We start from the raw sequence: 24,920 nt of genomic DNA on the forward strand, positions 1-24,920 counted from the left end.
ATAAACTGTACCGCAGTGCAGCATATTCTAATAATTTATTATTGAAATATAAGTTATTCAAAAAACATATAATTAAATTCAACTCAGTTATCTGATAATTGCTGAATATGGTACTGCCTGCTGGTGCTGATGAACTATTGACCCATTTACCGAAATTTTGTTGATCCAGCCTCATGCCGTCAAACGGTGCAAATTTTCGAAGTCCGGCAACCGACCGAAAGAAGACGATCGATGCGACTATTTGCGCGTCTGCAATGCGAAAGCGGCCTATCAGCCTTTGCGACCGACATGCCGCAGCCGGCCACCAGCCGCCATTTGATGCAGCGAAAAATGGATCGCCGACCGCCGACTCCCAGCAAGGACCAGCCGTTCATCGTGCCTGATACTGGCTCCTGCAATGTTTATCCAGGCAGCTAGGGTGGCCCGGGGTTAGGCGCCGACGATTTTAAGCGGAGTCCGGCGCAATGCTGATGGCTTTTTCTTATGCGCTGTTTTCGGTTGCCATGATAAAAAAACCGGCTCATCATTAATTATGGTCGGCAATCATGAAGCATGACAAGTTGGATGTGGAGGATACATGCCGGAAGCGCTTACCAAAGAAACCCAACAGAACCAGTCGACGTACTGCAGACCATTATTTACTCCCTGCCAAGCGGCGTGTCCCTGTTGGACCCTAATCTGCAAATGATTGCTGTCATGACATGCCTGATTTTCCCGTTGCGATGTTCGAGCGCGGGCTGCCGATGATGCCCGACCCGGCGATTTTCAATGTGCGCCGCGGTAACTATGGCCTCGGCATTCCGGCAATGTTGGCGCAACAGGCGGAAGCGAAACGCTAGGCTGCATATCTTGACACGGTGCGAAGCACCCTGCCTCAGGAGGATTTATGAAAGCAAGAAAGAATACAATCTGCGCCGCCATGGTGGCGTCATTGCTGTCGTTGCTTGCCGCCTGCGGCGGCGGGCAAGGCGACCATCCAAATAATGGCGGCCAAGTTGCGCCGGGGGGCGTCAATCTGCAAATCGTATCGTTTGGCGATAGCCTGTCGGACGTCGGCACCTTTGCGCCGATCGCGAGCGCGGTGGGCGGCGGCCGTTTCACGACAAATCCTGGCCAGGTGTGGGTTCAGGACGTTGCACAGTATTACGGCAATACGGTAAGCGCCGCATATACAATCGACTTTACCCATAAGTTGACCGCGCAAAGCGGATTGGGCTACGCGGAGGGTGGCGCCACCGTTGCGACACCGGCAAACATAAGCGACTTTATCGTTGGTCTTATCGGCAATGTCAGCATGCCGGTCAATCAGCAGGTCGCGAATTATCTGCAGGCTCACGGCAGCTTCAATGCCAACCAACTGGTGCTGATTTGGGCGGGCGCGAACGACGTGCTTCGTGCGGGTTCGTTGCCCGGCGCTGCGGCGCCGGTGCAGACCGCGGCAACCACACTTGCCCAGCTCATCGGTCAAATTGTGCAAAGTGGCGCAACCCACGTGGTTGTAGCAAATCTTCCGAATATCGGCATAACGCCGAAAGGCATCGCTTCAGCGGACGGGGGCGCAACGCTGGCACAGTTGTCCCAACTTTTCAACGGCACGCTGGACGCGGCGCTACAGGCTAACGGCTTGACGGGCAAGGTGATTCGAATTGACACGTATGCGTGGCTGAACCAGATATTCGCGAACTATCAGGCGAATGGCTTTACGGTGTCAAACACCGGTACTGCATGCGATCCCAATAAAACGCCGGACGATACAGCGTTGCTGTGTTCGCCAATCACATATGTGGCATCTAACGCTGATCAGACATACATGTTTGCCGATAATCTGCATCTGACGACCCGAATGCACACACTTTTAGCACAATTTGCGGAACAGCAAATAGCCAACAGCGGCCTTGGCCACTGAGCCGAGCCGGTTTTTTTGGATCGGACCTGCATAGTGGATTACCACTTAAAGTGGTCCTCAAATCGTTGCATTTTGACCCAGCCATTTTCGGCATGGATTACAAAATCAAATCAACGTGAGTAATATCCATCATACCCATCGCGATCGTGGTGCCGATACGCGCGGTATTCATGTCGATCGCGATACCGTCCATCAATGACAGTGACTGGTTGCGGCACATAGTATTGTTGCGGCGGCTTATAATAAACCTGCTGCACCGATGGTGGTGGATAGTAGGTCTGCGCTGGAACTTCATAGTACGGCTGAGGCTGGTAATACGGCTGCGGTGCCGCGTACGCTGGCTGCGAGTTGGCAATCAGCGATCCAATTACCACCGCGCCCAGAACCCCGGCCACAATAGCGGCTCCGTTTCCACGATCGTGATTGCGATGATCGTCTGCCAGGGCTGCGCTCGATACCGACGCTGCGAGAACGCCAATGATAACCAGAGAAGAAATAATTTTATTGCGCGTCATGATCAGGTCCGATCAAAATTTGAAGCGCCAACTTCACGCCACAATTTAATATAAGCCACTTGTCATGTTCCCGCCCTAACTGAATTAACTCGTTACACGTCTTACGAATTAAGGATTTTTTAGATGGACGCAGCAGAAAAACCACTGTCTCGACGAAACTAGCCAGATTGAAAAATCTCCCCCTCCGAGGGAAGATAAAGGCCCCTCCATGCGCTTGGTCTTGGCATTGCTGCCCACCGTGCTTCAAACGTCTGCAACTGGCCAGTTGTTGCCGGATGTCAGCCTTCTTTGTAGCCGCAGTACGGTAAGCTGAACGCCAGACCGATCACAAAGATTCTCAACATGGACCAATTTCTTCCAACATGATTGATTTCAAGCCCACTCACTCCGTTGTTCCGTCACATCCAGTTGCTATACGGCGCACTCTGCATGCAATCGCTGCCTTTGAGGCAATCAAGGGTCTTGCGGCGTTTGCGGCCGTCGTTGGTGTTCTTGACCTTATGCATCACGATGTGCGGCACCTTGCGATGGAGCTAATCGGGCGTTTTCACTTGAATCCAGAAGCCCATTATCCGTCGGTAGTCTTGCATTACGCCAACCTTCTACCTGGCGCCAACCTGCACTCGCTCTTTCTTCTGGCGTCGGGTTATATCGCGGCGAGACTGCTAGAAAGCTACGGACTCTGGAACGATTACGCTTGGGGTGAATGGCTTGGGGCTCTTTCGGGGGGGATTTATATCCCGTTTGAATTCAACCACCTGTTGCACCGTCCGGCACTGATTACTGGCCTCGTTCTGGTAGGCAATATATTCTTAGTCGCATTTCTGACCGTCCAACTTTGGCGACGGCATCACCCTGCAAACAATCAAATTGCATAACAACCGTGAGGGTCCGGTTGTATTAAGGGTTGTCCTGCGCAAACGTAATACTCCGGTCTGCTCCTCAATACAAAGCCCTAAATCAATTTCTCCATCCTCATTCGACAAAATTGTGACGGGGACAGTCCAGCCATCGTCTTCACTTTCAGTTAGCAACTCAATGTGCAAGCCTTGCAGTTGCATCAGCTCTTTGACCGCGTCCTGCAGAAACTCTGGCACCGGTTGCTGTTTTTCCGATTCTGGCCTTGATAAGACTGCTAGATCCATAGAGCGGATACGACGTTCTGAACCAGGCTCTCCAATGGCAACTTGTTCAACTGGGGGTGCTGTTGTTCCAATGAGTGACTGACTGGTATCGGCTGCAAGTTGCAAGGTGAGGCGGCCGCTGGTTTTGTCGAAATGCGGTTTGCTGTAAAGCGTATCGCGACTCAGTGGAGGCAGGAACAGCTTGGTCAGTAGATTGCTGGAAGAGCCGAAATAGAAGCGAATTAATTCCATGCATGGAATGATCAGCCGGCGATTTTGCGGCAGCTCGACCATCAGGCAATACGACTGCGTGCATGCCATGTGCCACGGATGTTCTGTGCGTGGAAGCAGAAAACCTTTTTCTTCCAGGTTTAAACCTGCTTTGACCAGAACGGCAGTTTGAGCGTTGATTTCGAGATCGAGGAACTGCGCGAGTTCGTAATCCGGAGCCAATTCCAGTTGACCGTTGCGCCAGATATCGCCGATGCGCAGCAGAGGCAATGTGCCTACCGAGACCCACGCTTTGCGTTGAAATTTCGCGGGCGAGGTTGAGTCTGGAGATTGCAGCATGGAGGGATCGTCGCGGTAATTGCTGTCGAGTACGCGGGACAGATGCAGAAACAGGGAGGGCTGGGTCCGGCGAATTGATCGGTTCGGAAACGCTAAATCGCCGAACCAATCAATTCGCCAGGAATTTTCACCCTTCGGAAGAGCGGAAATTTAAGGTAAGTCATTGTTATTCAATGATTTATCGATTCAAAATCGTCTCACAACTTCTGAATTTGTTTCATTAACTTCTGGATTGTCTCACCAACTACTGATTGTTCACATCCACGCCGGCGCCGTGCGCCTGCTGATCGGCGTGGTAGCTGGAACGCACCATGGCGCCGACGGCGGCGTGGTCGAAGCCCATCTTGTAGGCTTCCTGCTCGAACATCTTGAAGGTGTCCGGGTGCACGTAGCGGCGCACCGGCAGGTGGTCGCCGGACGGCATCAGGTATTGGCCGATGGTCAGCATGTTGATGTCGTGGGCGCGCATGTCGCGCATCACCTGCAGGATTTCCTCGTCGGTCTCGCCGAGGCCGACCATGATGCCGGATTTGGTCGGAATGTCCGGATGCTGCTGCTTGAATTGCTTGAGCAGGTTCAGCGAGTGCTGGTAGTCGGAACCGGGACGGGCTTCCTTGTACAGGCGCGGCGCGGTTTCCAGGTTGTGGTTCATCACGTCCGGCGGCATATCCTTGAAGATTTCCAGCGCGCGCTCCAGGCGGCCGCGGAAGTCCGGCACCAGCACTTCGATGCGGGTGGCTGGCGACAGTTCGCGGATGTTACGGATGCAGTCGGCAAAATGGCCGGCGCCGCCGTCGCGCAGATCGTCGCGGTCGACCGAGGTGATGACGACGTAATTGAGCCGGAGCGCGGCGATGGTCTTGGCCAGTTGTTCCGGTTCATTGGCATCCAGCGGATCGGGGCGGCCGTGGCCGACGTCGCAGAACGGGCAGCGCCGGGTGCATTTGTCGCCCATGATCATGAAGGTTGCGGTGCCCTTGCCGAAGCATTCGCCGATGTTCGGGCAGGACGCCTCCTCGCACACGGTGACCAGCTTGTTTTCGCGCAGGATGTCCTTGATTTCGTAGAAGCGGGTGGTCGGCGAGCCGGCCTTGACCCGAATCCAGTCCGGCTTCTTGAGGCGCTCGGCCGGGATGATCTTGATCGGGATGCGCGCGGTTTTCTCCGCGCCTTTTTGCTTTTCGCTGGGGTTATAGGCCGATGCGGCGAGCGGTAGCGGTTGCTTGGTTTCAGAAGTCATTGCAGGTCCTGGTGGCAAGTGGTGCCGCAGAGGTGCGCGGTACGCAGCGGAAATTTCCGCTGTCTTTCGCGGCCTATGCTGGGCTGGTAAGATTTTCAATCAGTGTGTGAGCAAGTGCGGACTGCGCCTGCGGCAACGTTATGTGCGCGCCTTGCGACTGCATGTCGACCGTTTGCAGGCCGGCGTAACCGCACGGGTTGATCCAGGAAAACGGCGTCAGATCCATCGCCACGTTGAGCGCTACGCCGTGATAGGTGCAACCGTTGCCGCGTACCTTGAGGCCCAGGGCGGCGATTTTGGCGCCGGCCGCTGGGCCGCCGGCCATGTAAATTCCGGGCGCGCCCGCCTTGCGTTCACCGGCCAGATTATACGCGGCGAGCATGTCGATCACCGACTGTTCGATTTTATGCACGAATTCGCGCGCGAACATGCGCCCGCCCGGGATGCGGCGGCGCAAATCCATCAGCAGGTAAATCACCGCCTGGCCCGGCCCGTGGTAGGTGACTTCGCCGCCGCGATCGGTTTGCACGATCGGGATGCCGTGCGCGTCGAGCACGTGGGCGCGGTCGGCGGCCAGCCCGAGCGTGAATACCGGCGGATGTTCGACGACCCAAAATTGGTCGGGCGTGGCGGCGTCGCGGCTGTCGGTGAACGCGCGCATGGCGTCGAAGCTGACGTCGTAAGGTTCGACGCCGCGATCAATGATGATTGGAGCTTGCATGGTGGTCAGTGTACCGAAATTGCACGACAGGTGCGCCAACAAGCCCGACGCCAATGTGGGTATTGCGGTGTTCGGCTGGCAGCAGCGCCAACGCATGCGGCGGCCAGCCGAGGGTTATTTCTTGGCTTCGTGCGCCGCGTCCTGGATTTTTTGCCCGGCTTTTTCTATTTCCTGGCCTGCTTTCTGGGTCGCCTCGTCAATGCTCTTGCCGGCGCGTTCGGCCGGACCTTCCGGTTTCTGGCAGGCCGACAGACCGGCCAGCAGAAGCATGGCGGCAAATGCCGTGGCGATGAATTTGGTTGCCTGAGTCATTTTTTCTCCTTGGTGATGAGTGGACTTCATATCCTGCGCGCCGGAGCCTGTGCCGCCCGGCGGCTTACCGGCTTGCCTTACAGCACCACCTTGACCATCGGATGCGACGATAGCGCGCGGTACAGGTCGTCGAGCTGGGCCCGGCTGGTGGCGCGCACGGTGACGGTCAGGCCAAGGTAGCTGCCTTTGGACGAGGGGCGCATTTCCAGTTTGGCTGCATCGAAGCTGGGGTCGTGCTGGATCACCAGTTCGACGATGGACTGGGCGAACTGGTCGTGCATTGCGCCCATGATCTTGATCGGGAAATCGCACGGGTATGCAATCAGGGTGTCGGGAGTGGTTGCCATGGGTTCGGTTTGGTAATGCCGGACAAAGAGGCCCGGCGCACGGCTTTATTTTAGGCTTAAATCCGAAAAGGCAAGTCCGGCGGCATAACGCGCCGCGCACCAGGAGTGCACCAGGAGCATGACAAGCGGAAGGAGCAGGCCGCTTTTGCCTCTGGGTACGGCGCATGCAATTTCGGGTAATCAGGCTCGCCCGTGCGCCGGCATATATCGAATACTCGCCGGGTATGCCTTCAAATACTGCAATTTACGCATGCATTTGCTGCGGTTAAAATATTTACAGGGTGCAGTATGTTACGCATGGTTGGGGCGGAAAAACGGTGCGCAGTTTCCTGCTGCCGCGCACCGCTGTGGTTGCATTACTTCAGCCACAGCCGCAGAGAATCCCAGGCGCGGCCGAAGATGCTGGCCTGATTGACCTGCTCCAGCGCCAGCACCGGCAATTCCGTCACTACCTTGCCGTCGACCATCATCTTCAGCGTGCCGACCTTGCTGTTCTGGTTGATCGGCGCCACCAGCGGGTCGCGACGCTCCAGCACCGGCTTGAGCTTGTCGGCGGTGCCTTTTGGCAGCGTCACGAAGACGTCGCGGTTGAAGCCGATCTTGAGCTGGCCCTGCGCGCCTTTCCATACCTGCGGGGTGGCGATCGCCTGGTCCTTCGAGTACAGCTTGACCGCTTCGAAATTCTGGAAGCCCCAGTTCAGCAGCTTCTGGCTTTCCTGCGCGCGCAGCTGATCCGAAGTCGCGCCCGACAGCACGCTGAGCAGGCGGCGCTGGCTGTTGCCGTTGGGCCGTTTGGCCGACGCGATCATGCTGTAGCCGGAGCCCGCGGTGTGGCCGGTTTTCATGCCGTCGACTGACGGGTCGGACCACAGCAGGCGGTTGCGGTTCGGTTGCTTGATGTTGTTGTAGGTGAAGTACTTGGTCGAATCGATCTTATAGAACTCCGGGTAGTCGGCGATGATGTGCTCGGCCAGCAGCGACAGGTCGCGCGCGGTCGAGTAATTCTCTGCACTGGGCAGGCCGTGCGGATTGCCGAAGCGGGTGTTTTTCATGCCCATGCGTTGCGCTTCGCGGTTCATCAGCACTACAAATGCATCCTCGGTGCCGGACACCGCTTCGGCCAGCGCCACCGCCGCGTCGTTGCCGGACTGCACCATCAGGCCGTACAGCAAGTCGTTCACGCTGACCGGTACGCGCGGGTCGATGAACATCTTGGAGCTGCTGGGGTCGACTTTCCAGGCGTGCTCGGACACCGTCACCATCTGGTTCAGCGCCAGCTTCTTGTCCTTGACCGCGGCAAAAGTCAGGTAGGCGGTCATGATCTTGGTCAGCGAGGCCGGTTCGATGCGCATGTCCGGATCTTGCGCGGCGATCACCTGGTTGCTGTTCATGTCCAGCAACAGCCAGGAGCGGGCGGCAATGTTGGGCGACGGCAGGGTTTGCGCGACGGCAACGGAGAGGGATAGGACGCTGGCGGCGAAGGCCGCGAAGATTTTTTTCATGGGTACGGGAAATGAAATGGATTGTTGAAAAACTGTGCGCCGGCAGCAAGCGCATTGCGGATGCTGCCGCACTGTATCGTTAGCGGTGCCACATTTCGACCGTCAGGTTCTTGATATGTTGCAACTTGCGGTGAAAAAAATGATCGGCGCCCGGAATCACCACTACCGGCAGATCCTGTGGCCGGGCCCAGTTGAACACGTCGATCAATGGAATGGTGTCATCCAGTTCGCCGTGGATCAGGATGGTATTGGCCGGCACTGCGGGCATTGCCCATTTGCCGGCGGCAGTGCCGACCAGCACCAGCCGCTCGGTCGCCTGGCCTTGCGCATGCAGGCGCTGCTGCAATTGCGCCTGGACGAAGGTGCCGAAGGAAAAACCGGCCAGCGCCAGCGGCAGGTCCGGATATTGCTGTTGCATGTGCGCCAGCAGCAGCGCCATGTCGTCGGTCTCGCCGGCGCCGGCATCGTGCACGCCTTCGGATGCGCCGACGCCGCGGAAATTCATCCGTACCGCTGCGTAGCCGAGCGTGGTGAAGGTGCGCGCCAGGGTTTGCGCGACCTTGTTGTCCATGGTGCCGCCATACAGCGGATGCGGATGCGCGACCAGCGCCACGCCGCGCGGGGTGGAGAATTGGTCGGCAGCGGGCAGGTCGAGCGCGCATTCGAGCCGGCCGGCGGCGCCGTCGATGAAGAATTTTTTGGTTTGGATATTCATGCTGGAACGCGTGCTCAGATCTTCAGGCGCTCGACGACCTTGCCGCCGACCAGGTGGCTGTCGATGATGTCGTCGATATCCTCGTTATCGACATAGGTGTACCAAACGCCTTCCGGATACACCACCATGACCGGGCCTTCGTCGCAGCGGTCGAGACAGCCGGACTGGTTGATGCGGACCTTGCCCGCGCCAGAAAGGTCGAGCTGCTTGATGCGTTTTTTCGCATGCTGCTGCGCCGCCTGCGCACCGCGATCGGCGCAGCAGGGGCGGCCGTCGTCGCGCTGATTGACGCAGATGAAAACGTGGTGCTGGTAATAGGAAGTGTCGGGAGCGTCGCTCATGTCGTGTTTTGCAAGGCGGGATGTCGAAGCCGCCATGATACACCGCGGCCGGATTGCCTGATGCCGGCTGCGGCGGAATTGCTGTATCCATCTCAGACTGATTTTTGCGACGCGCTCAAGGCGGGCGCCAACAGGCGGATCGAATCGAAGGTCAGGCGGATGTGCTGTTCCAGCGCGCGACTGGCGCGTTCGGCATCGCGCTTGAGCGCGGCTTCGATGATGGCTGCATGTTCGGCATGGACGTCGCGCGGCATCGCCTTGCGGGTAATTGCCAGATGCCGGTAGCGTTCCGACTGGCGATACAGCAGGCCGATCAGATAGCACTGCCAGGGAGAATCGCAGGCAGCAATCAGCGCTTCGTGAAAGCCGCGGTTGCGCGCTTCCCATTCGCGCACGTTGCTGTGATTGTCGAGCCTTTCTTCGCTGTTGCTCAGTTTGTGGAAGGCCGCCACCAGCCTGGCTTCCCATTCGTCGTCGCCGTTCCGGATCGACTGGCGCAGTGCATTGGTTTCCAGCAACACCCGGGTATGCGTGATGTCTGCCAGATCCTGCAGCGAGATCGGCGCGACATGGAAGCCGCGTTGCCCTTCGGCCACCACCAGCACATCCGACAGCAGCAGCGCCAGCGCTTCGCGCAGGGTGCCGGCGCCAATCCCGTAGCGGTCTTTCAGATGCTCGACCCGCAGTTTTTCGCCGGGCGCGAGACGGCCTTCGATGATGTCGCACCGCACCTGCAGGTAGGCGCCTTCGGCCAGCGTGCGCGGCGGGGCGTCGGGATCGGTGAAGGCGGTTTTGAATTTTTGACTGTGCATTTTATGATTCTCTTTCCGAACCGGCGTTCTGATCGCGTTTCAGACGGTAAGTCAGTTGCGGCCGGGTCAGCCCCAGCAAGCGGGCGGCACCGGCCAGATTGCCGGCGCTGCGTTCGACCGCTTCATTGAGCAGCATGGTTTCAGCCTCGTTGATGGACAGGCCGGTGGCCAGGAACGCATCGCACAGGCGTGCCTGCTCTGGCGGGCGGTTTTCTTCCAGAGCGCCGCTATCGGTCAAGCCGATATCCGATTCACCGCTGCGGGTGCTGCCATCGAGACAGAGCGAAAACTGCTCGAGCTCGATCCAGTCGCCTTGCGGCGTCAGGATGATGCCGCGCTCGATCAGGTTTTCCAGCTCGCGCACGTTGCCTGGCCACGCATATTGTTTGAGCGCTTGCAGCGCCTTGTCGGTGATGCCGGCAATCCGCTTGTTGTGCAGCGTGCTGAATTTCTTGATCATCGCCTCCACCATCAGCGGGATGTCCGGGATGCGCTCGCGCAGCGGCGGGATCTCGATCGGATATATGTTCAGGCGGTAATACAGGTCGGCGCGAAACTTCCCGTCTTTCACCGCCGTTTGCAAGTTTACATTGGTAGCGGTGACGATGCGCACGTTGACCTTGCGGGTCTGATCGTCGCCCAACCGCTCGATTTCGCCTTCCTGCAGCACGCGCAGGATTTTCGACTGCGCAACCAGCGGCAGCTCGCCGATTTCGTCCAGGAATAGCGTGCCGCCCTCGGCCCGCTCGAACTTGCCGATGCGGGTTGTGTGGGCGCCGGTGAACGCGCCCTTTTCGGCACCGAACAGTTCGGATTCGATCAGGTCGTGCGGCAATGCCGCGCAATTGACCGCGATGAACGGCCCGCTGGCGCGGTTGCTGGTCTGGTGCAGCGCGCGCGCAAAGCGTTCCTTGCCGACCCCGGTTTCGCCGGTCAGCAACACGGTGACATTGGTTTCGGCCGCCTTGTTGACCAACTGGTAGGCGCGCAGGAACGCAGGCGAATTGCCGATCATGTTTTCGATCTGGCGCGGCTCTTCCAGCGACGAACGCAGCACATCGACCTGGGTGGTGAGTTCCTGCAGGCGCGATACGATCGCATCGGCTTCGTAATAGGCTGCGTACTCGGCGCCATCCGGCCATTCTTCCAGCGGTTTGCCGATAACCCGGCAATGGTCGGTTCCGCAGGCCGAACACTCGACTTCCTTGAACAGTACAAAGCGCTCCATGAACGCCGAGGTGTAGCCGGACGCGTAACCGAGCAGCATCCAGCAGACCGGATCGTGTTGCGGGCCGAACTCATCAACGTGCGCTTGCGCTTCCCAAGAATTGTTCCAGATGAATTCGCCTTGGAACGTGCCGGCGGCGATATCCATCTCAATCTTGACCGGCGTCACTTTCACGCTGCCTTCCAGCATGTGCAACTGCGGGCCCATGAAGAAGGCATCGATCGGGTCCTGGCCGGCGCGGATCTTGCGCGCCAGTTCGGCATCGCGGGTGCCGCAGACGTAACCCATGGCCGTGCAAATCGAAGTGGGCCTGTGCTGGATCAACAGCTGGTTCCTGCGCGATCTGCGCACTCCGTTCGGCGGCTCCAAGCAGTCCGGCATCGGGCGCGAAGGCGGCATCCATTCGCTCGAGTTCTACACTGAGCTGCGCAACGTGATGATTAAATATTGAAAGCACGCACATGATTAAAAATCCTGAAATCGGCAAATCCATCGTTGCCAACGGCATCGTCACCAACTATCACGACGTCGGCTCCAGTGCGCCGGTGCTGCTGATCCACGGCTCCGGTCCGGGCGTCAGCGCGTGGGCCAACTGGCGCCTGACGATTCCGGCGTTAGCCGGACAGCGCCGGGTGATCGCGCCGGACATGGTCGGCTTCGGCTTCAGCGAGAGGCCCGCCGGGATCCGCTACAACTTGGATACCTGGGTGGCCCAGGCGATCGGCGTGCTCGATGCGCTGGAGATCGACTGCGCCGACCTCGTCGGCAACTCGTTCGGCGGCGGGTTGGCACTGGCCCTGGCGATTCGCCATCCGACACGGGTCCGGCGGCTGGTGCTGATGGGCGCTACCGGCGTGTCGTTCCCGATCACGCCAGGTCTGGATGCGGTCTGGGGTTATCAGCCATCGATTGCGAACATGCGCAAGCTGCTCGACGTCTTTGCCTTTGACCGCACGCTGATGACCGATGAACTGGCCGAGCTGCGGTACAAGGCCAGCATCCAGCCCGGTTTTCAGGAAGCGTTCGAGTCGATGTTCCCGGCGCCGCGGCAAAACGGCGTTGATGCGCTGGCCAGCCGGGAACAAGACATCCGTGCGCTGCCGCACGAGACGCTGGTGGTCCACGGTCGCGAGGATAAGGTGCTTCCGCTGTCGAACTCGCTGACTCTGGCGCAATGGATTCCTCGCTCGCAATTGCATGTCTACGGTCGCTGCGGTCACTGGACGCAAATCGAACATGCGGCGCGCTTCAACCAGCTGGTGGCGAATTTCCTGGCCGAAGCCTGAGCGCACTCTCAACCCTAATTTTACGGACACACCTCCATGGATCAGCAAAAAATCACGCAGTACGGCGACGCGCTTTACCAGGCCCTGGTTGAACGAAAAACCATCGAGCCCCTGACCAATCGCGAAGCGGATATCACGATCGAAGATGCGTATCACATCCAGCAGCGGATGATTGCCCGGCGCGTTGAAAAAGGCGAGCGCATCGTCGGCAAGAAAATCGGCGTCACCAGCGCCGCGGTCATGAACATGCTGGGAGTGGGACAGCCTGACTTCGGTTACATGCTGGACGGGATGATTTACGGCGACGGTGCAGCGATCGATGCGGGCACGCTGATTCAACCCAAGGCAGAAGGCGAGATCGCCTTCGTGCTGAAGAAGGACTTGATGGGCCCGGGCATCAGTGCAAGCGATGTGCTGGCTGCCACCGAAGGCGTGATGGCGTGTTTCGAAATTGTCGATTCGCGCATCACCGACTGGAAAATCAAGATCCAGGACACGGTCGCCGACAACGCTTCCTGCGGCGTATTCGTACTTGGCGACCGCATGGTCGATCCGTACGCAATCGACTTGCGCACCTGCGGCATGGTGCTGGAAAAAAATGGCGAAATAGTGGTCACCGGAGCTGGTGCTGCGACCATGGGTTCGCCGGTCAATGCGGTCGTCTGGCTGGCTAATACGCTGGGCAAGCTCGGCATCCCGCTGAAGGCAGGTGAAGTGATTCTGTCCGGCGCGCTCGGTGCGATGGTTCCGGTCAAAGCCGGCGACAACCTGCGCGTCACGATAGGTGGCATCGGCGGATGCTCGGTGCGCTTTTCCTGAAATATCCGGGCCAGCGTGACCGTACTTTATAAGGAATTCTGATGGATCTTCAACTCCAAAACAAGCGCGCGCTGGTCACAGGTTCGACCTCCGGCATCGGCTTCGCGACGGCTGTTGCGCTGGCACGCGAAGGCGCTCATGTAGTGCTCAACGGGCGCAGCGCGCAACGCGTCGAGGATGCGTGCAAACGCTTGCTGGCCGTGGTGCCGCAGGCTCAGGTCAGCGGCGCTGCCGCCGATCTGGCCACTGCGGACGGCGTGCAGGTGCTGGTGTCGGCCTGCCCCGACATCGACATCCTGGTCAACAATCTCGGCATTTTCGAGCCGAAGGCGTTCGAGGACATTACCGATGCCGACTGGTTGCAGATGTTCGACGTGAATGTGATGAGCGGTGTGCGCCTGGCGCGTGCCTATCTGCCCGCAATGCGGCAACGCAACTGGGGCCGCATCGTGTTCGTATCGAGCGAATCGGGAGCCAATATCCCGGCCGAGATGGTGCATTACGGCATGAGCAAGTCGGCGCAGCTGGCTGTTTCGCGCGGCATCGCAGAAGTCACTGCCGGCACCGGCATCACGTGCAATGCAGTGATGCCCGGGCCGACCATGACCGAAGGCGTAGGGGAATTTTTTGCCAGCCTGGCGGCCGGGCAAGGCGTCGATCTGGCAGAGGCGCAGCGTCGTTTCTTTGCCGATGCAAGACCCAGTTCGCTGCTCAAGCGTTTTATCGATCCCGCCGAAGTGGCCAGCCTGATCGCCTATATCTGCAGTCCGTTGTCGGCGGCGACCACGGGTGCCGCACTGCGTGTCGATGGCGGCATCGTACGTTCGATTATTTGAAATCACCTTCTGAAAGGGTTTGTATGAAAAAAATCAAATGCGCATTGATCGGTCCCGGCAACATCGGCACCGATCTGCTCTACAAGTTGCAGCGCAGCGCAGTGCTGGAGCCAGTCTGGATGGTCGGCATCGACCCGACTTCGGAAGGCTTGAAGCGCGCCGCCGACATGGGATTGAAAGTCACCTCCGATGGCGTCGACGGCCTGTTGCCGCACGTGGATGCCGACCGCATCCAGATCGCGTTCGATGCGACTTCGGCTTACGTTCATGCGGAAAACTCGCGCAAGCTCAATGCACTCGGCGTGATGATGATCGACCTCACGCCGGCTGCGATCGGCCCGTTCTGCGTGCCGCCGGTGAACCTGGTCGAGCATGTCGGCAAGCGGGAAATGAATGTCAACATGGTCACCTGCGGCGGCCAGGCCACGATCCCGATGGTCGCTGCGGTATCGCGCGTGCAGCCGGTTGCCTACGGCGAAATCGTCGCCACCGTCTCTTCCAAATCGGTCGGCCCCGGCACCCGCGTGAACATCGATGAATTCACCCGCACCACTGCCGGTGCAGTTGAAAAAGTCGGCGGCGCCAAAAAAGGCAAGGCCATCATCATCATCAACCCGGCCGAGCCGCCGATGATCATGCGCGACACCGTGCACTGCCTGACCGAAACCGAACCCGACCGCGACAAGATCACCGCGTCGGTGCACGCGATGATCAAGGAAGTCCAGAAATACGTGCCCGGCTACAAGCTGGTCAACGGTCCGGTATTCGACGGCAAGCGGGTATCGATCTTCATGGAAGTCGAAGGCCTGGGCGATTACCTGCCAAAATATGCGGGCAACCTCGACATCATGACCGCAGCCGCCGCCCGCACCGCAGAAATGTTCGCCGAAGAAATTCTCAGCGGCAAACTGATGCTCCAGCCCACCACCCAGAAATCCGTCGCAGCGTAAGGAACCGCCATGATACTCAAAGGCAAAAAAATCACCGTCCACGACATGACCCTGCGTGACGGCATGCACCCGAAGCGGCACCAGATGACGCTCGAGCAAATGACCAGCATTGCACAGGGACTCGATGCGGCCGGCGTGCCGCTGATCGAAGTCACCCACGGCGACGGCCTGGGCGGCTCGTCGGTCAATTACGGCTTTCCCGCCCATACCGACGAGGAATACCTGTCAGCCGTGATCCCGCTGATGCAGCAGGCCAAGGTATCGGCGCTGCTGCTGCCCGGCATCGGCACCATCGATCATCTGCAGATGGCGCGCGATCTGGGCGTGCACACGATCCGTGTTGCGACCCACTGCACCGAAGCCGATGTCTCGCAACAGCACATCCGCTATGCCCGCAAGATGGAGATGGATACGGTCGGCTTTCTGATGATGGCGCACATGGCGTCGCCGGAAAAGCTGTTGGAACAGGCGCTGCTGATGGAAAGCTATGGCGCCAACTGCATCTACTGCACCGATTCGGCCGGCTACATGCTGCCGGAAGACGTCAAGGCTCGCATCGGCCTGCTGCGCGAGAAGCTCAAGCCGGAAACCGAACTCGGCTTTCACGCCCACCACAATCTGGCGATGGGCGTGGCCAACTCGCTGGTGGCGATCGAATACGGTGCCAACCGGATCGACGCCGCAGCGGCCGGGCTGGGTGCCGGCGCCGGCAATACGCCGATGGAAGTCTTGATCGCAGTCTGTGCCCGGGCCGGGATCGAAACCGGGGTCGATGTGTTCAAGATTCAGGACGTGGCCGAAGACCTGGTGGTGCCGATGATGGATTTCCCGATCCGCATCGACCGCGACTCGCTCACGCTCGGCTATGCCGGCGTGTACGGTTCGTTCCTGCTGTTTGCCAAGCGTGCGGAGAAGCAGTACGGTGTGCCGGCACGCGACATTCTGGTGGAAATGGGGCGGCGCGGTATGGTCGGCGGTCAGGAAGACATGATCGAAGACACTGCGCTGACCATGGCGCGGGCCCGCGGCTTGATGTAATTCGATCGCACTCCATCGTGCGTGCTTGCGTGCTACCGGCGCGTCGCGGTGGATTTAAAGAAAACATGAACGGGTTTGCACCCACAAGGATAAGAACATGAACTTAGACCAAAACACCATCAACAGTCTCGCCGAGCATCTGGAAAGCTGCGAATTGAAGGCACACGATACGCCCAAGATCACCGACGAATATCCGCAGATGGACTGGGAAGATGCGTATGCGATCCAGGAGGCGATCAAGCAGCGCAAGATCGCGCGCGGCTGCCGCATCATCGGTTACAAAGCCGGCCTGACTTCGCACGCGAAGATGCAGCAGATGGGCGTGTCGAATCCGGTATTCGGCTTTCTGGCCGATTATTTCTCGGTGCTGGAAGGCAGCGCAGTCAAGCTGTCGGAACTGATCCATCCGAAAGTCGAGCCGGAAATCGCCTTCGTCACCAAAACAGCGCTGAAAGGCCACGGCTGCCATATCGGCACCGTGCTGGCGGCCACCGATTTCGTGATGCCGGCGATTGAAATCATCGATTCGCGCTACCGCGACTTCAAGTTCGACCTGAAAAGCGTGATTGCCGACAATTGCTCGTCGTCGCGCTTCGTGGTCGGCGGGCGCATGCGTCCGGTCGCAGACCTCGACTTGCGCACCATCGGCGTGGTGCTGGAAAAAAATGGCGAAGTCGTCGCCCTCGGCGCCGGCGCCGCGGTGCTCGGCCATCCGGCCGCAGCGATTGCGATGCTGGCCAACCTGCTGGGCGAGCGCGGCGAAGAAATCCCTGCCGGCAGCCTGATTCTGTCCGGTGCGATCACCGAAGCGGTGATGATCAAGGCCGGCGACAACGTCAGCCTGCAGATGCAGGGCATGGGCAGCGTCAACGTTCGATTCATTTAAGGAGTGCCGCGATGCCAATTTGCCAAATCCATTTGCTGGAAGGCCGCACAGTCGAGCAAAAGCGCTTGCTGATTGCAAAAATCACCGAAGCCATGCATGAAGCGATCGGCGCCAAGCCGGAGAGCGTGCGCGTGATCCTGGCCGAAATGCCGAAGGAGCACTTCGGCATCGGCGGCAAGAGCGCCGGCGAACTCGGGCGCTGATATGTAACGCATCAGAAAATTTGTATTTATTTGTACTTGTATGCGGCGCCGGCAGTTTCATTGACAAAATAGTGGAGGGGATAAGCATGAGAATTAGAAAAATTTCGTATCTGGCGGGTCTGGCAATTTCCGGCGTTATCGCATCTCAGGCGGCCAATGCGACCGAGGGCGGCGGCTCCACCTATCCGATGGGCGCGGAGAACTACCTGACCGGCGTGCTGCCGCCGCCGGGTTTGTACCCGCTGGTGTATCTGAACCATTACAGCGCCGACAAGATCAAGGACAATAACGGCAACGACGCTGCTCCACCGAATTTCAAGGTGAGCGCTGATGTGGTGGCGCCGCGCCTGATATGGGTCACCGGCAACACCCTGTTGGGCGGGCAGGTCGCACACGCGCTGATACTGCCGCTGGTCAATCTCGATGTCAGGGCCGGCGCCAGCAGCCAAAGCAAGACCGGCATCGGCGATCTGACCATCACCTCGCTGGCGCTGGGTTATCACTACAACGCCAATCTGCACAGCATCGTCGCGCTGGATATTTTCGTGCCCACCGGACGTTTCAACAAAACCGAGATGACCAATATCGGGCGCAATTACTGGGGGATTCAACCGGTATATGCCGTCAGTTACATCGATCCGGCCGGCTGGAACGCCGACTTCAAGCTGATGTACGACTTCAATCTCAAGAACACCGACACTAATTACAAGTCAGGTCAGGAGCTCCATGTCGATTACTCGCTCGGCTACGGCTTCAAGAAAAACTGGGTGGTCGGCGTCGGCGGCTATGCGTACAAGCAGACTGCCAATGATGAGCAAAACGGCGTGACGGTGGCCAATAACAAGGGGCAAGCCTTTGCGATCGGTCCATCGATCAAGTACGACAACGGCAAAGGCATGTTCGTGACGGCCAAGTGGCAAAAGGAAATGAACGTCGAAAACCGAGCCGAAGGTCAGGCGTTCTGGATCAAGGCCTTGCTGCCGTTTTGATCGGGGGCACTCCTTTCCGCAGCGGTGCAAGGAGTGCCGCCGCGGTGTTGCAGCCGCTTTCGGCGATTCCAATATACACCTAGTTGTATTTCTCAAGTGTCAATTTGATCGTGCGGAAAGTGCCGATTTTTTCACATACCCATATTGGTGCTGGCGCAGCGCACGATGCTCGCCGCATGCACTTCTTGATGCAAATTAGCCTTTCCGAAAATTGGCGTTGAAGGCGTAATATATTGCTGTATATTGCGCCTTCAACTGAAGCATTACCGGAGAGTATGGATGCAACGCACGTTTTTGAAGCGGCTGCTGGCCGCCGCCGCCCTGATCGCCGCAATCGGCTCCGCCTGCGCCGCCGACCTCACGGTTTCCGCAGCGTCCAGCCTGACCAATGCGTTCAGGGAAATCGCGCAAAATTATGAAGCGCAATATCCGCAAGCCAAGATCGCGTTGAACTTCGGCGCCTCCGGCGCGCTGTTGCAGCAGATGGCAAAAGGCGCTCCGGTCGATGTGTTCGCTTCAGCCGATCAGGAAACCATGGACATGGCCGAGAAGCAGGGCTTGGTTGGCGCCGGCGACCGGCATGATTTCGTGCGCAATGCGCTGGTATTGGTTGAACCCGCCGACAGCAAGCTTTCAATCCGGCGGCTGGAAGATCTGGGCCAGGCCGGTGTCAAGCGCGTCGCCATCGGTAATCCGGCCAGTGTGCCAGTCGGGCGCTACACCCAGCATGCGCTGGAAGCCGCCAAGCTGTGGCCGATGGTGCAAGCCAAGGCGATCAGCACCCAGAACGTGCGCCAGTCGCTCGATTACGTGGCGCGCGGCGAAGTCGATGCCGGTTTTGTCTACGCCACCGACGCCGCCATCATGCAAGGCAAGGTCAAGGTGGTGCTGGAGGTGCCGCTCGATACTGCCATCCGCTATCCGATTGCCAAAACCGCTGCCAGCGCCAATGGCGAGGAAGCCAAGCGCTTCATCGGCTATGTTCTGTCGCCGGCCGGGCAGGCGGTTTTGCACAAATTCGGCTTCCGCAAGCCATGATGGCAAAGCGGTTGACGTAACGTATGGATTCGGCATGGACCGCATTACTGCTCTCGTTGAAGGTCGCCGGCTGGGCCACCGCGATCAACCTGGTGCTCGGCATCGCGGTCGGCTACGCGCTGGCGCGCCTGCGCTTTCCCGGTCGCGACTTGCTCGACACCTTGCTGACGCTGCCGATGGTGATGCCGCCGACCGTGCTCGGCTACTACCTGCTGGTGCTGATGGGGCGGCGCAGTTGGCTGGGCGCATGGCTGTACGACCATTTCGGCATCAACATGATTTTTACCTGGCAAGGCGCGGTGGTTGCGGCTGCCATCGTCGCCTTTCCGTTGGCGTTCAAGCCGGCGCGCGCCGCATTCGAGGCGGTCGACGGCCAACTGGAGCAGGCGGCGCGGGTGTTGGGCATCGGCGAGATCGGGATATTTTTCCGGGTTACGCTGCCGCTGGCCTGGCGCGGCATCCTGGCCGGCGTGCTGCTGGCGTTTGCGCGCGCGCTGGGCGAGTTCGGCGCCACCCTGATGGTGGCCGGCAGCATTCCCGGCAAAACCCAAACCCTGTCGATCGCGGTCTACGAAGCGGTGCAGGCCGGGCAGGACGGCGTGGCAAATGCCCTGGTGCTGGTCACCTCGACGGTGTGCGTGGCGGTGCTGCTGGCAGCCGGCCGCCTGGCGCCGGGGCGGATCGTCAACCGATAGCAGAGGCAAAACATGCAATTTGACATCGATATCCGCAAGACGCTGCGCTCCGGCACGCGCAGCTTCCACCTGAACGCGCAACTGCGCTCGGACAGCCAGCGCATCGTCATCATCGGGCCTTCCGGCTCCGGCAAGAGTCAGACGCTGAAAGCGATCGCCGGCCTGATGACGCCCGACAGCGGCCATATCTGCGTGGGCGGAAACACGCTGTTCGATACCAAATCCGGCATCGATCTGGCGCCGCAGGCGCGCAATGTGGCTTACCTGTTTCAGGACTATGCGCTGTTTCCGCATCTGAACGTGCGCCAGAACGTCGGCTTCGGCCTGGCGCGCGGCTGGTTTAACCCGCGCCGTGGCGATCAACATGCGGCGGTCGACTACTGGCTGGATGCCTTCCGCTTGGGCGCGGTCGCGCATCAGTTTCCGGCCGAACTGTCGGGCGGCCAGCGCCAGCGCGTCGCGCTGGCGCGCGCGCTGGTGTCGCGGCCGCAAGCGCTGCTGCTGGACGAGCCGTTCGCCGCGCTCGACCCGGCGCTGCGGGCAATCATGCGCAGCGAACTTGACGCGCTGCAGCGCCGCCTGCAGGTGCCGATGATCCTGATCACCCACGATCCGGAGGACGCCCGGGTGTTCGGCGAGCAGGTGCTGCATCTGCGCGAAGGCACGATCGATGCCTGTGACAGCAATGATGCGGGCTGCGACGCTGTGGAATTGGTGAACTGATTTTTTTAAATACCGTTATATACAAGTTGCTATTACGAATAACAAATGTGATCGGAGAGGCAAGCATGACAAGGCAATTGAAGGGACGAATGGGCCGATCGTACCGGAGTGACGCACGTTGCAACGTGCTGGCCGTTGCCGTATTGGTGGCATTAGGCCATGCTGCGGCATGGGCACAGGACAGCGACACTGCGGCGCCATTTATGCTGGGTGCGGTTACGGTGGTCGGCCAGCGGGTGCAGGTTGGCGAGGTGGGCGAAGATCAGGTGGGCTCGGTTGTCACCCGCAAGGACATGCAGAGTTTCAATCGCGACAACGTCGGCGATGCGCTTGATTTATTGTCCGGAGTGTCGATTTCAACCAATTCGCGCAATGAGAAAAGCATTTCCGTGCGCGGTTTCGATTCGCGGCAGGTGCCACTTTTCATTGACGGCATCCCGGTATACGTCCCCTATGACGGCTACGTGGATTTCAACCGCTTCAGCACCGCCGATCTGGCCGCGATCCAGGTCGCCAAGGGTTTTAGCTCGGTGGCGTACGGCGCCAATACGCTGGGAGGCGCGATCAACCTGATCTCGCGCAAGCCCGTCAAGCAGTTCGAAGGCGATGCCTCGGCCGGCCTCGGCTCAGGCCATGAGCGGCAGATGTCGGCCAATGTCGGCACCAATCAGGGGACATGGTATTTGCAGGCTGGCGCATCGTACCGGCAAAGCGATAGTTTTCCCCTGTCGTCCGACTTCAGGCCGACGGCCACCGAGGACGGCGGCATGCGCAACAACGCCTCAAGCAAGGACAGCAAGCTATCGTTCAAGGTCGGCCTGACGCCGAATGTGCGCGACGAGTATGCAGTCAGCTATTACAAGCAGGACGGCGAAAAGGGCCAGCCGCCTTCCACCGATCCCGCTGCCGCGCGCTACTGGAAATGGCCGTACTGGGACAAGGAAAGCCTGTATTTCGTATCCAGGACGGCATTGGGCGATTCCGAAGTATTGAAGCTCAGGCTGTACCATGACCGCTATGCAAACGAAGTCGATTCCTATACCAACGACAGCTACACCACGCTGAAAACCAGCGGTTCCGGCAGCGTCGGCACCGGGCGCAGCATCTACAACGACAGCACCAACGGCGGCTCGGTCGAACTGGAATCGTTCCGCCTGAACGCGCATACGCTACGCTTGGTCTCCCACTACAAGGTCGATGAACACAAGGAACTGGACGCCAGAGGCAGCATAAATGCTACTTTCAAGGATGCGCTGGTTTCGTTTGCCGCCGAAGACAGCATCGTGCTTGACCCACGCTTGACCCTGTCGTTCGGCGCGGCGCGCCACCAGTTGCGCCCGGACACCGTCTTTAGCGTCGGCAACGCCTATTCGCTGCCCGGCAACAAGACCGCAAACGATGCCCAGGCCGGGCTGTTCTACGCCTGGAGTGACGCGGCCCGCCTGTATGCGACCATCGCCCGGAAAACGCGCCTGCCTACGCTCAAGGATCGTTATTCCCAGCGTCTGGGCACGTTTATCGAGAATCCGGCGCTTGGCCCCGAGCAATCGCTGAACTACGAGATCGGCTATCAGGGCAGCCCGTGGTCGGGCAGCAAGGCCGAAGCGGCTATTTTCTACAGCGATATCAGCGACAAGATCCAGTCGGTCGCCAACGTTGCGCCAAACCGTTCCCAAATGCAGAATGTCGGCCAGGTGCGGGCGTCGGGCCTTGAGCTCGGGTTGCGCGGTCAAGTCGCTGCATGGCTGGAACTCGGTGGCAACTACACCTTCACCGACCTTGAAAACGTCAGTGCACCCACGGTCAGGCTGACCGATGTGCCGCGCCACAAGATTACCGCCCATGCGCTGCTGCGGCCGATGGCGCAGTTCGACCTGATCGCTTTTGCCGAATACAACAGCAGCCGCTGGGTCTCGAATACGCTCGCTTTGCCCGGATTCACCACCCTGAATCTGAAAGCGGCCTACAAGCCGGCCTGGGATGTGACGCTGGAGACCGGCGTGACCAATCTGACCGACAAGAACTACGCACTGGCCGACGGTTTCCCGAGCGCCGGGCGGATGTGGTTTGCCAATCTCAATTATCAATTCTGATCGAAAGGAAACATCATGCATCAAGCCATCCGCATTTTTCTGCTCGCCGGCGCGCTCGTTTTCTGCGGGCAATCTTTCGCCGCCGGCACGGTTGCCGACCCATCGCAGTACCTGACTGAAAGCGTGTCCGTCTCGGGTGCGGTTGAGAACACGCTCAAGCTGCGGGTGGACGATTTACGCAAATTCCCGCCGCAGCAGGTCGGCGAGGTGCCGCTGGTGTGCCAGACCGGAGCCGATGTCGGCAAGCTGGGAAACTTCAATGGGGTGCGCCTGCGCGACATCCTGGAGCAGGCCGTGATCGTTTCGCGCGATCACAATGATGTCAAGAAAATGGTCATCGTCGCCAGCGCAAGCGATGGCTACCAGGTGGTGTTTTCATGGAGCGAAGTCTTCAATTCGCCGGTCGGGGATGGCGTGTTGGTGTTCTTCGAAAAAGACGGCAAGCCGCTGGCCGAGGATGAAGGTCGCATCGCGATGATCTCGACCAAGGACCTCCGCAGCGGCCCGCGCCATGTGAAATGGCTGCAAGCAATCGAAGTCAGGAAGATCGTCGAATGATCCGGGCATGGCCCATTCCCGGGCCGCTGGCCGGAGCCGACAACTCCGGCCTGATGGTCAGGGCGATTGCCGGCGTGCTGCGCAATGCGCAGGACGGCGAGCTGCCGCTGTTTGCCTGGACCCTCGGGCTGCCGCAGCCGGTGCTGGCGGCACTGGTCGCACACTGCTTTCCCGAACTGGGAGCGCTGGAATCGATGCCGCAGCAACAATACGCGGCCATTGCCGCTACCGCGCCGGTCGAGTTCCGCGATCTGGCCGTCATGTTGCTGGCTAACCGTTCGGTGACCGCCGATCTGCAGCACGCCGCTTGGCTGGCGCATGCGATTGCTGCCGCCAGCCTGGGCAGCCGGCATCTGTGGCAGGACCTGGGGCTGACCGGGCGCGACGCGCTGAGCCGCTTGCTGGCGCAGTATTTCGCGCCGCTGTACCGGCGCAACACACACAACCTGAAATGGAAGCGCTTCCTGTTCGCTGAACTGGGCGCATTGCAGGGCCGGCACCATTTGCAACCGCCGAAATGCCATCATTACGCCGAGTTCCCTGTATGCTTTCCGGTCTCGGATCAAACGGGTAAGACCAATGGAAACCAAAGATAAATCCATCGAGTTGCGCGGTTCGGTATGGATGATGGTGGGCGGCGAGAATTTCGGCGGCCCCGGGCGCGTTGCGCTGCTGGCCAGCATCGCCGAATGCGGCTCCATCACCCAGGCCGCGAAGGCCATCAAGATGAGTTACAAGGCGGCCTGGGATGCTATCGACAGCATGAACAATCTGGCCGGCGAGCCGCTGGTGGAGCGGCTGACCGGCGGCAAGGGCGGCGGCGGCACCCGTCTGACCCGGCGCGGCGCGCAGTTGGTGGAGAATTTCAACATTATCGCGCGCGAGCACCGCCGCTTTGTCGATCAGCTCAGCCAGCAGGCCGAGGGCATCGCCGACGATTTTTTACTGATCAGGAAAATGAACATGAAAACCAGTGCGCGCAACCAGTTCCTGGGCAAAGTCACGCAGGTCACGCGCGGCGCAGTCAATGACGAAGTCGAACTGGAGGTGGTCGGCGGCCAGAAGATCGTCGCCATCGTCACCCATGAAAGCACCGAAGGCTTGGGTTTGAGCGTCGGCGCGGAAGCGTTTGCGCTGATCAAGTCTTCCTCGATCATTCTGGTAACGGAAGACGGCGACGCGAAGTTCTCCGCCCGCAACCGGCTGAGCGGCACCGTAGCGCGGGTGCAGCCGGGCGCAGTGAGTACCGAAGTCGTGCTTGAGCTGACCGGCGGCGGCGCGGTGGCGGCCATCATTACCAACGAAAGCTGCAGCGCGCTCGGACTGGCGGCGGAGGTGAAGGCCAGCGCGATTTTCAAGGCGTCCAGCGTGATCCTGGGCGTCCCGGCGTAAGCCTTCGGGGTACTTTAAAAATACATGCTTATGTATTTTTAAAGTACCAATGCAATCGTGCAGGAGTGGCGATGTTTTTTA

29 protein-coding genes and 1 pseudogene are annotated in these 24,920 nt (G+C 59.5%); 19 read left to right on the plus strand and 11 right to left on the minus strand.

Going from position 1 to position 24,920, the window contains the following annotated elements; translation table 11 throughout:
* Positions 1-701: 701 nt before the first annotated feature.
* On the plus strand, positions 702-839 hold the full coding sequence (locus tag HMCN_RS19280; RefSeq protein WP_155837539.1) for a hypothetical protein: 138 nt from the start codon (positions 702-704) through the stop codon (positions 837-839).
* A 47-nt stretch (positions 840-886) separates the two neighbouring features.
* Positions 887-1,906, plus strand: a complete 1,020-nt coding sequence (locus HMCN_RS0110840; RefSeq protein WP_025917409.1) for an SGNH/GDSL hydrolase family protein — start codon at positions 887-889, stop codon at positions 1,904-1,906.
* Between the two features lie 110 nt (positions 1,907-2,016).
* On the opposite strand, the gene HMCN_RS18685 is transcribed toward HMCN_RS0110840, so the two are convergent.
* Positions 2,017-2,421 (minus strand): hypothetical protein, encoded by a 405-nt coding sequence (locus HMCN_RS18685; RefSeq protein WP_081801482.1) that lies wholly within the window; start codon positions 2,419-2,421, stop codon positions 2,017-2,019.
* Positions 2,422-2,783: 362 nt separating this feature from the next.
* Between HMCN_RS18685 and HMCN_RS18690 the strand changes: the two genes are divergently transcribed.
* Complete coding sequence (locus tag HMCN_RS18690; RefSeq protein WP_081801483.1) at positions 2,784-3,299, plus strand: DUF2127 domain-containing protein; 516 nt, start codon at positions 2,784-2,786, stop codon at positions 3,297-3,299.
* On the opposite strand, the gene HMCN_RS19285 is transcribed toward HMCN_RS18690, so the two are convergent.
* The 10 genes from HMCN_RS19285 to HMCN_RS0110905 form a co-directional block, all read right to left on the minus strand.
* Entirely contained in the window at positions 3,234-4,115 is an 882-nt protein-coding gene (locus tag HMCN_RS19285; RefSeq protein WP_025917411.1) for a hypothetical protein, read from the minus strand. The genes HMCN_RS18690 and HMCN_RS19285 overlap by 66 nt on opposite strands.
* Positions 4,116-4,359: 244 nt before the next feature.
* Positions 4,360-5,355 (minus strand): lipoyl synthase, encoded by a 996-nt coding sequence (gene lipA / locus HMCN_RS0110865; RefSeq protein ID WP_025917412.1) that lies wholly within the window; start codon positions 5,353-5,355, stop codon positions 4,360-4,362.
* A gap of 73 nt (positions 5,356-5,428) precedes the next feature.
* Positions 5,429-6,076 (minus strand): lipoyl(octanoyl) transferase LipB, encoded by a 648-nt coding sequence (gene lipB, locus HMCN_RS0110870; RefSeq protein ID WP_051566917.1) that lies wholly within the window; start codon positions 6,074-6,076, stop codon positions 5,429-5,431.
* 114 nt (positions 6,077-6,190) lie between these two features.
* Positions 6,191-6,388 (minus strand): hypothetical protein, encoded by a 198-nt coding sequence (locus tag HMCN_RS0110875; RefSeq protein ID WP_025917414.1) that lies wholly within the window; start codon positions 6,386-6,388, stop codon positions 6,191-6,193.
* 77 nt (positions 6,389-6,465) lie between these two features.
* Positions 6,466-6,735, minus strand: a complete 270-nt coding sequence (locus HMCN_RS0110880; protein WP_025917415.1) for a DUF493 family protein — start codon at positions 6,733-6,735, stop codon at positions 6,466-6,468.
* 356 nt (positions 6,736-7,091) lie between these two features.
* Positions 7,092-8,237 carry a D-alanyl-D-alanine carboxypeptidase family protein gene (locus HMCN_RS0110885; protein WP_025917416.1) on the minus strand — a complete coding sequence of 382 codons (1,146 nt, stop codon included), beginning with the start codon at positions 8,235-8,237 and terminating at the stop codon, positions 7,092-7,094.
* Positions 8,238-8,316: 79 nt separating this feature from the next.
* On the minus strand, positions 8,317-8,952 hold the full coding sequence (locus HMCN_RS0110890) for an alpha/beta hydrolase (RefSeq protein WP_025917417.1): 636 nt from the start codon (positions 8,950-8,952) through the stop codon (positions 8,317-8,319).
* Between the two features lie 14 nt (positions 8,953-8,966).
* Positions 8,967-9,293, minus strand: coding sequence for a ferredoxin (locus HMCN_RS0110895; protein WP_025917418.1), 327 nt, complete (start codon positions 9,291-9,293; stop codon positions 8,967-8,969).
* A 92-nt stretch (positions 9,294-9,385) separates the two neighbouring features.
* Positions 9,386-10,105 carry an FCD domain-containing protein gene (locus HMCN_RS0110900; protein ID WP_025917419.1) on the minus strand — a complete coding sequence of 240 codons (720 nt, stop codon included), beginning with the start codon at positions 10,103-10,105 and terminating at the stop codon, positions 9,386-9,388.
* Position 10,106: 1 nt separating this feature from the next.
* Entirely contained in the window at positions 10,107-11,621 is a 1,515-nt protein-coding gene (locus HMCN_RS0110905) for a sigma 54-interacting transcriptional regulator (protein ID WP_202962663.1), read from the minus strand.
* Here HMCN_RS0110905 and HMCN_RS19685 point away from each other — a divergent pair.
* From HMCN_RS19685 to HMCN_RS0110985, 16 genes and pseudogenes are all read left to right on the plus strand, one after another.
* Positions 11,620-11,784: pseudogene (locus HMCN_RS19685) on the plus strand (aldehyde dehydrogenase family protein); the annotation flags it as partial. The gene HMCN_RS0110905 and the pseudogene HMCN_RS19685 sit on opposite strands and share 2 nt — an antisense overlap.
* A gap of 10 nt (positions 11,785-11,794) precedes the next feature.
* A complete protein-coding gene (locus tag HMCN_RS0110915) occupies positions 11,795-12,619 on the plus strand; it encodes an alpha/beta fold hydrolase (protein ID WP_025917421.1) in 825 nt (274 codons plus the stop codon).
* 36 nt (positions 12,620-12,655) lie between these two features.
* A complete protein-coding gene (dmpE, locus tag HMCN_RS0110920) occupies positions 12,656-13,438 on the plus strand; it encodes a 2-oxopent-4-enoate hydratase (RefSeq protein ID WP_025917422.1) in 783 nt (260 codons plus the stop codon).
* Positions 13,439-13,479: 41 nt separating this feature from the next.
* Complete coding sequence (locus HMCN_RS0110925) at positions 13,480-14,274, plus strand: SDR family NAD(P)-dependent oxidoreductase (protein ID WP_025917423.1); 795 nt, start codon at positions 13,480-13,482, stop codon at positions 14,272-14,274.
* A 23-nt stretch (positions 14,275-14,297) separates the two neighbouring features.
* Positions 14,298-15,224 (plus strand): acetaldehyde dehydrogenase (acetylating), encoded by a 927-nt coding sequence (locus HMCN_RS0110930; protein WP_025917424.1) that lies wholly within the window; start codon positions 14,298-14,300, stop codon positions 15,222-15,224.
* A 9-nt stretch (positions 15,225-15,233) separates the two neighbouring features.
* The gene (gene dmpG, locus HMCN_RS0110935) at positions 15,234-16,262 is read left to right on the plus strand and encodes a 4-hydroxy-2-oxovalerate aldolase (protein ID WP_025917425.1); all 1,029 of its coding nucleotides are present in this window, start codon (positions 15,234-15,236) and stop codon (positions 16,260-16,262) included.
* Between the two features lie 97 nt (positions 16,263-16,359).
* The gene (gene dmpH, locus HMCN_RS0110940) at positions 16,360-17,148 is read left to right on the plus strand and encodes a 2-oxo-3-hexenedioate decarboxylase (RefSeq protein ID WP_025917426.1); all 789 of its coding nucleotides are present in this window, start codon (positions 16,360-16,362) and stop codon (positions 17,146-17,148) included.
* A gap of 11 nt (positions 17,149-17,159) precedes the next feature.
* Positions 17,160-17,351, plus strand: coding sequence for a 2-hydroxymuconate tautomerase (locus tag HMCN_RS0110945; RefSeq protein WP_025917427.1), 192 nt, complete (start codon positions 17,160-17,162; stop codon positions 17,349-17,351).
* Between the two features lie 86 nt (positions 17,352-17,437).
* Positions 17,438-18,340, plus strand: a complete 903-nt coding sequence (locus HMCN_RS0110950; protein ID WP_025917428.1) for a transporter — start codon at positions 17,438-17,440, stop codon at positions 18,338-18,340.
* A 279-nt stretch (positions 18,341-18,619) separates the two neighbouring features.
* Positions 18,620-19,378 carry a molybdate ABC transporter substrate-binding protein gene (gene modA / locus HMCN_RS0110955; RefSeq protein ID WP_025917429.1) on the plus strand — a complete coding sequence of 253 codons (759 nt, stop codon included), beginning with the start codon at positions 18,620-18,622 and terminating at the stop codon, positions 19,376-19,378.
* 23 nt (positions 19,379-19,401) lie between these two features.
* Positions 19,402-20,073: a molybdate ABC transporter permease subunit gene (gene modB / locus HMCN_RS0110960; protein WP_025917430.1), complete on the plus strand. Its 672-nt coding sequence runs from the start codon at positions 19,402-19,404 to the stop codon at positions 20,071-20,073.
* Positions 20,074-20,085: 12 nt separating this feature from the next.
* A complete protein-coding gene (locus tag HMCN_RS0110965; RefSeq protein ID WP_025917431.1) occupies positions 20,086-20,796 on the plus strand; it encodes an ABC transporter ATP-binding protein in 711 nt (236 codons plus the stop codon).
* Between the two features lie 65 nt (positions 20,797-20,861).
* Positions 20,862-22,889 (plus strand): TonB-dependent siderophore receptor, encoded by a 2,028-nt coding sequence (locus HMCN_RS0110970; RefSeq protein ID WP_238552108.1) that lies wholly within the window; start codon positions 20,862-20,864, stop codon positions 22,887-22,889.
* A 15-nt stretch (positions 22,890-22,904) separates the two neighbouring features.
* Positions 22,905-23,447 (plus strand): molybdopterin-dependent oxidoreductase, encoded by a 543-nt coding sequence (locus HMCN_RS0110975; protein ID WP_025917433.1) that lies wholly within the window; start codon positions 22,905-22,907, stop codon positions 23,445-23,447.
* Entirely contained in the window at positions 23,444-24,043 is a 600-nt protein-coding gene (locus HMCN_RS17645; protein WP_025917434.1) for a nitrogen fixation protein NifQ, read from the plus strand. The genes HMCN_RS0110975 and HMCN_RS17645 overlap by 4 nt, the downstream gene beginning before the upstream one ends.
* Positions 24,027-24,839 (plus strand): TOBE domain-containing protein, encoded by an 813-nt coding sequence (locus HMCN_RS0110985; RefSeq protein ID WP_025917435.1) that lies wholly within the window; start codon positions 24,027-24,029, stop codon positions 24,837-24,839. Before HMCN_RS17645 ends, HMCN_RS0110985 begins: the two co-directional genes overlap by 17 nt.
* The last annotated feature ends 81 nt before the right edge of the window (positions 24,840-24,920 follow it).

Origin of the sequence: Herminiimonas sp. CN (assembly GCF_000622895.1) — a bacterium.
Taxonomy (GTDB): Bacteria; Pseudomonadota; Gammaproteobacteria; order Burkholderiales; family Burkholderiaceae_D; genus AVCC01.

Excerpts from the sequence above, each read along its gene's own strand:
- HMCN_RS0110905 (WP_202962663.1), bottom strand. The coding sequence starts at position 11,621 with ATGGGTTACGTCTGCGGCACCCGCGATGCCGAACTGGCGCGCAAGATC.
- lipB (WP_051566917.1), bottom strand. The coding sequence starts at position 6,076 with ATGCAAGCTCCAATCATCATTGATCGCGGCGTCGAACCTTACGACGTC.
- HMCN_RS0110965 (WP_025917431.1), top strand. The coding sequence starts at position 20,086 with ATGCAATTTGACATCGATATCCGCAAGACGCTGCGCTCCGGCACGCGC.
- HMCN_RS0110975 (WP_025917433.1), top strand. The coding sequence starts at position 22,905 with ATGCATCAAGCCATCCGCATTTTTCTGCTCGCCGGCGCGCTCGTTTTC.
- HMCN_RS0110880 (WP_025917415.1), bottom strand. The coding sequence starts at position 6,735 with ATGGCAACCACTCCCGACACCCTGATTGCATACCCGTGCGATTTCCCG.
- lipA (WP_025917412.1), bottom strand. The coding sequence starts at position 5,355 with ATGACTTCTGAAACCAAGCAACCGCTACCGCTCGCCGCATCGGCCTAT.
- HMCN_RS0110840 (WP_025917409.1), top strand. The coding sequence starts at position 887 with ATGAAAGCAAGAAAGAATACAATCTGCGCCGCCATGGTGGCGTCATTG.
- dmpE (WP_025917422.1), top strand. The coding sequence starts at position 12,656 with ATGGATCAGCAAAAAATCACGCAGTACGGCGACGCGCTTTACCAGGCC.
- HMCN_RS0110915 (WP_025917421.1), top strand. The coding sequence starts at position 11,795 with ATGATTAAAAATCCTGAAATCGGCAAATCCATCGTTGCCAACGGCATC.
- HMCN_RS0110950 (WP_025917428.1), top strand. The coding sequence starts at position 17,438 with ATGAGAATTAGAAAAATTTCGTATCTGGCGGGTCTGGCAATTTCCGGC.
- dmpG (WP_025917425.1), top strand. The coding sequence starts at position 15,234 with ATGATACTCAAAGGCAAAAAAATCACCGTCCACGACATGACCCTGCGT.
- HMCN_RS0110985 (WP_025917435.1), top strand. The coding sequence starts at position 24,027 with ATGGAAACCAAAGATAAATCCATCGAGTTGCGCGGTTCGGTATGGATG.
- HMCN_RS0110900 (WP_025917419.1), bottom strand. The coding sequence starts at position 10,105 with ATGCACAGTCAAAAATTCAAAACCGCCTTCACCGATCCCGACGCCCCG.
- HMCN_RS19285 (WP_025917411.1), bottom strand. The coding sequence starts at position 4,115 with ATGCTGCAATCTCCAGACTCAACCTCGCCCGCGAAATTTCAACGCAAA.
- modA (WP_025917429.1), top strand. The coding sequence starts at position 18,620 with ATGCAACGCACGTTTTTGAAGCGGCTGCTGGCCGCCGCCGCCCTGATC.
- HMCN_RS0110890 (WP_025917417.1), bottom strand. The coding sequence starts at position 8,952 with ATGAATATCCAAACCAAAAAATTCTTCATCGACGGCGCCGCCGGCCGG.
- HMCN_RS0110925 (WP_025917423.1), top strand. The coding sequence starts at position 13,480 with ATGGATCTTCAACTCCAAAACAAGCGCGCGCTGGTCACAGGTTCGACC.
- HMCN_RS18685 (WP_081801482.1), bottom strand. The coding sequence starts at position 2,421 with ATGACGCGCAATAAAATTATTTCTTCTCTGGTTATCATTGGCGTTCTC.
- HMCN_RS0110970 (WP_238552108.1), top strand. The coding sequence starts at position 20,862 with ATGACAAGGCAATTGAAGGGACGAATGGGCCGATCGTACCGGAGTGAC.
- HMCN_RS0110930 (WP_025917424.1), top strand. The coding sequence starts at position 14,298 with ATGAAAAAAATCAAATGCGCATTGATCGGTCCCGGCAACATCGGCACC.
- HMCN_RS0110875 (WP_025917414.1), bottom strand. The coding sequence starts at position 6,388 with ATGACTCAGGCAACCAAATTCATCGCCACGGCATTTGCCGCCATGCTT.
- HMCN_RS0110885 (WP_025917416.1), bottom strand. The coding sequence starts at position 8,237 with ATGAAAAAAATCTTCGCGGCCTTCGCCGCCAGCGTCCTATCCCTCTCC.
- HMCN_RS18690 (WP_081801483.1), top strand. The coding sequence starts at position 2,784 with ATGATTGATTTCAAGCCCACTCACTCCGTTGTTCCGTCACATCCAGTT.
- modB (WP_025917430.1), top strand. The coding sequence starts at position 19,402 with ATGGATTCGGCATGGACCGCATTACTGCTCTCGTTGAAGGTCGCCGGC.
- HMCN_RS0110895 (WP_025917418.1), bottom strand. The coding sequence starts at position 9,293 with ATGAGCGACGCTCCCGACACTTCCTATTACCAGCACCACGTTTTCATC.
- HMCN_RS17645 (WP_025917434.1), top strand. The coding sequence starts at position 23,444 with ATGATCCGGGCATGGCCCATTCCCGGGCCGCTGGCCGGAGCCGACAAC.
- HMCN_RS19280 (WP_155837539.1), top strand. The coding sequence starts at position 702 with ATGCCTGATTTTCCCGTTGCGATGTTCGAGCGCGGGCTGCCGATGATG.
- HMCN_RS0110945 (WP_025917427.1), top strand. The coding sequence starts at position 17,160 with ATGCCAATTTGCCAAATCCATTTGCTGGAAGGCCGCACAGTCGAGCAA.
- dmpH (WP_025917426.1), top strand. The coding sequence starts at position 16,360 with ATGAACTTAGACCAAAACACCATCAACAGTCTCGCCGAGCATCTGGAA.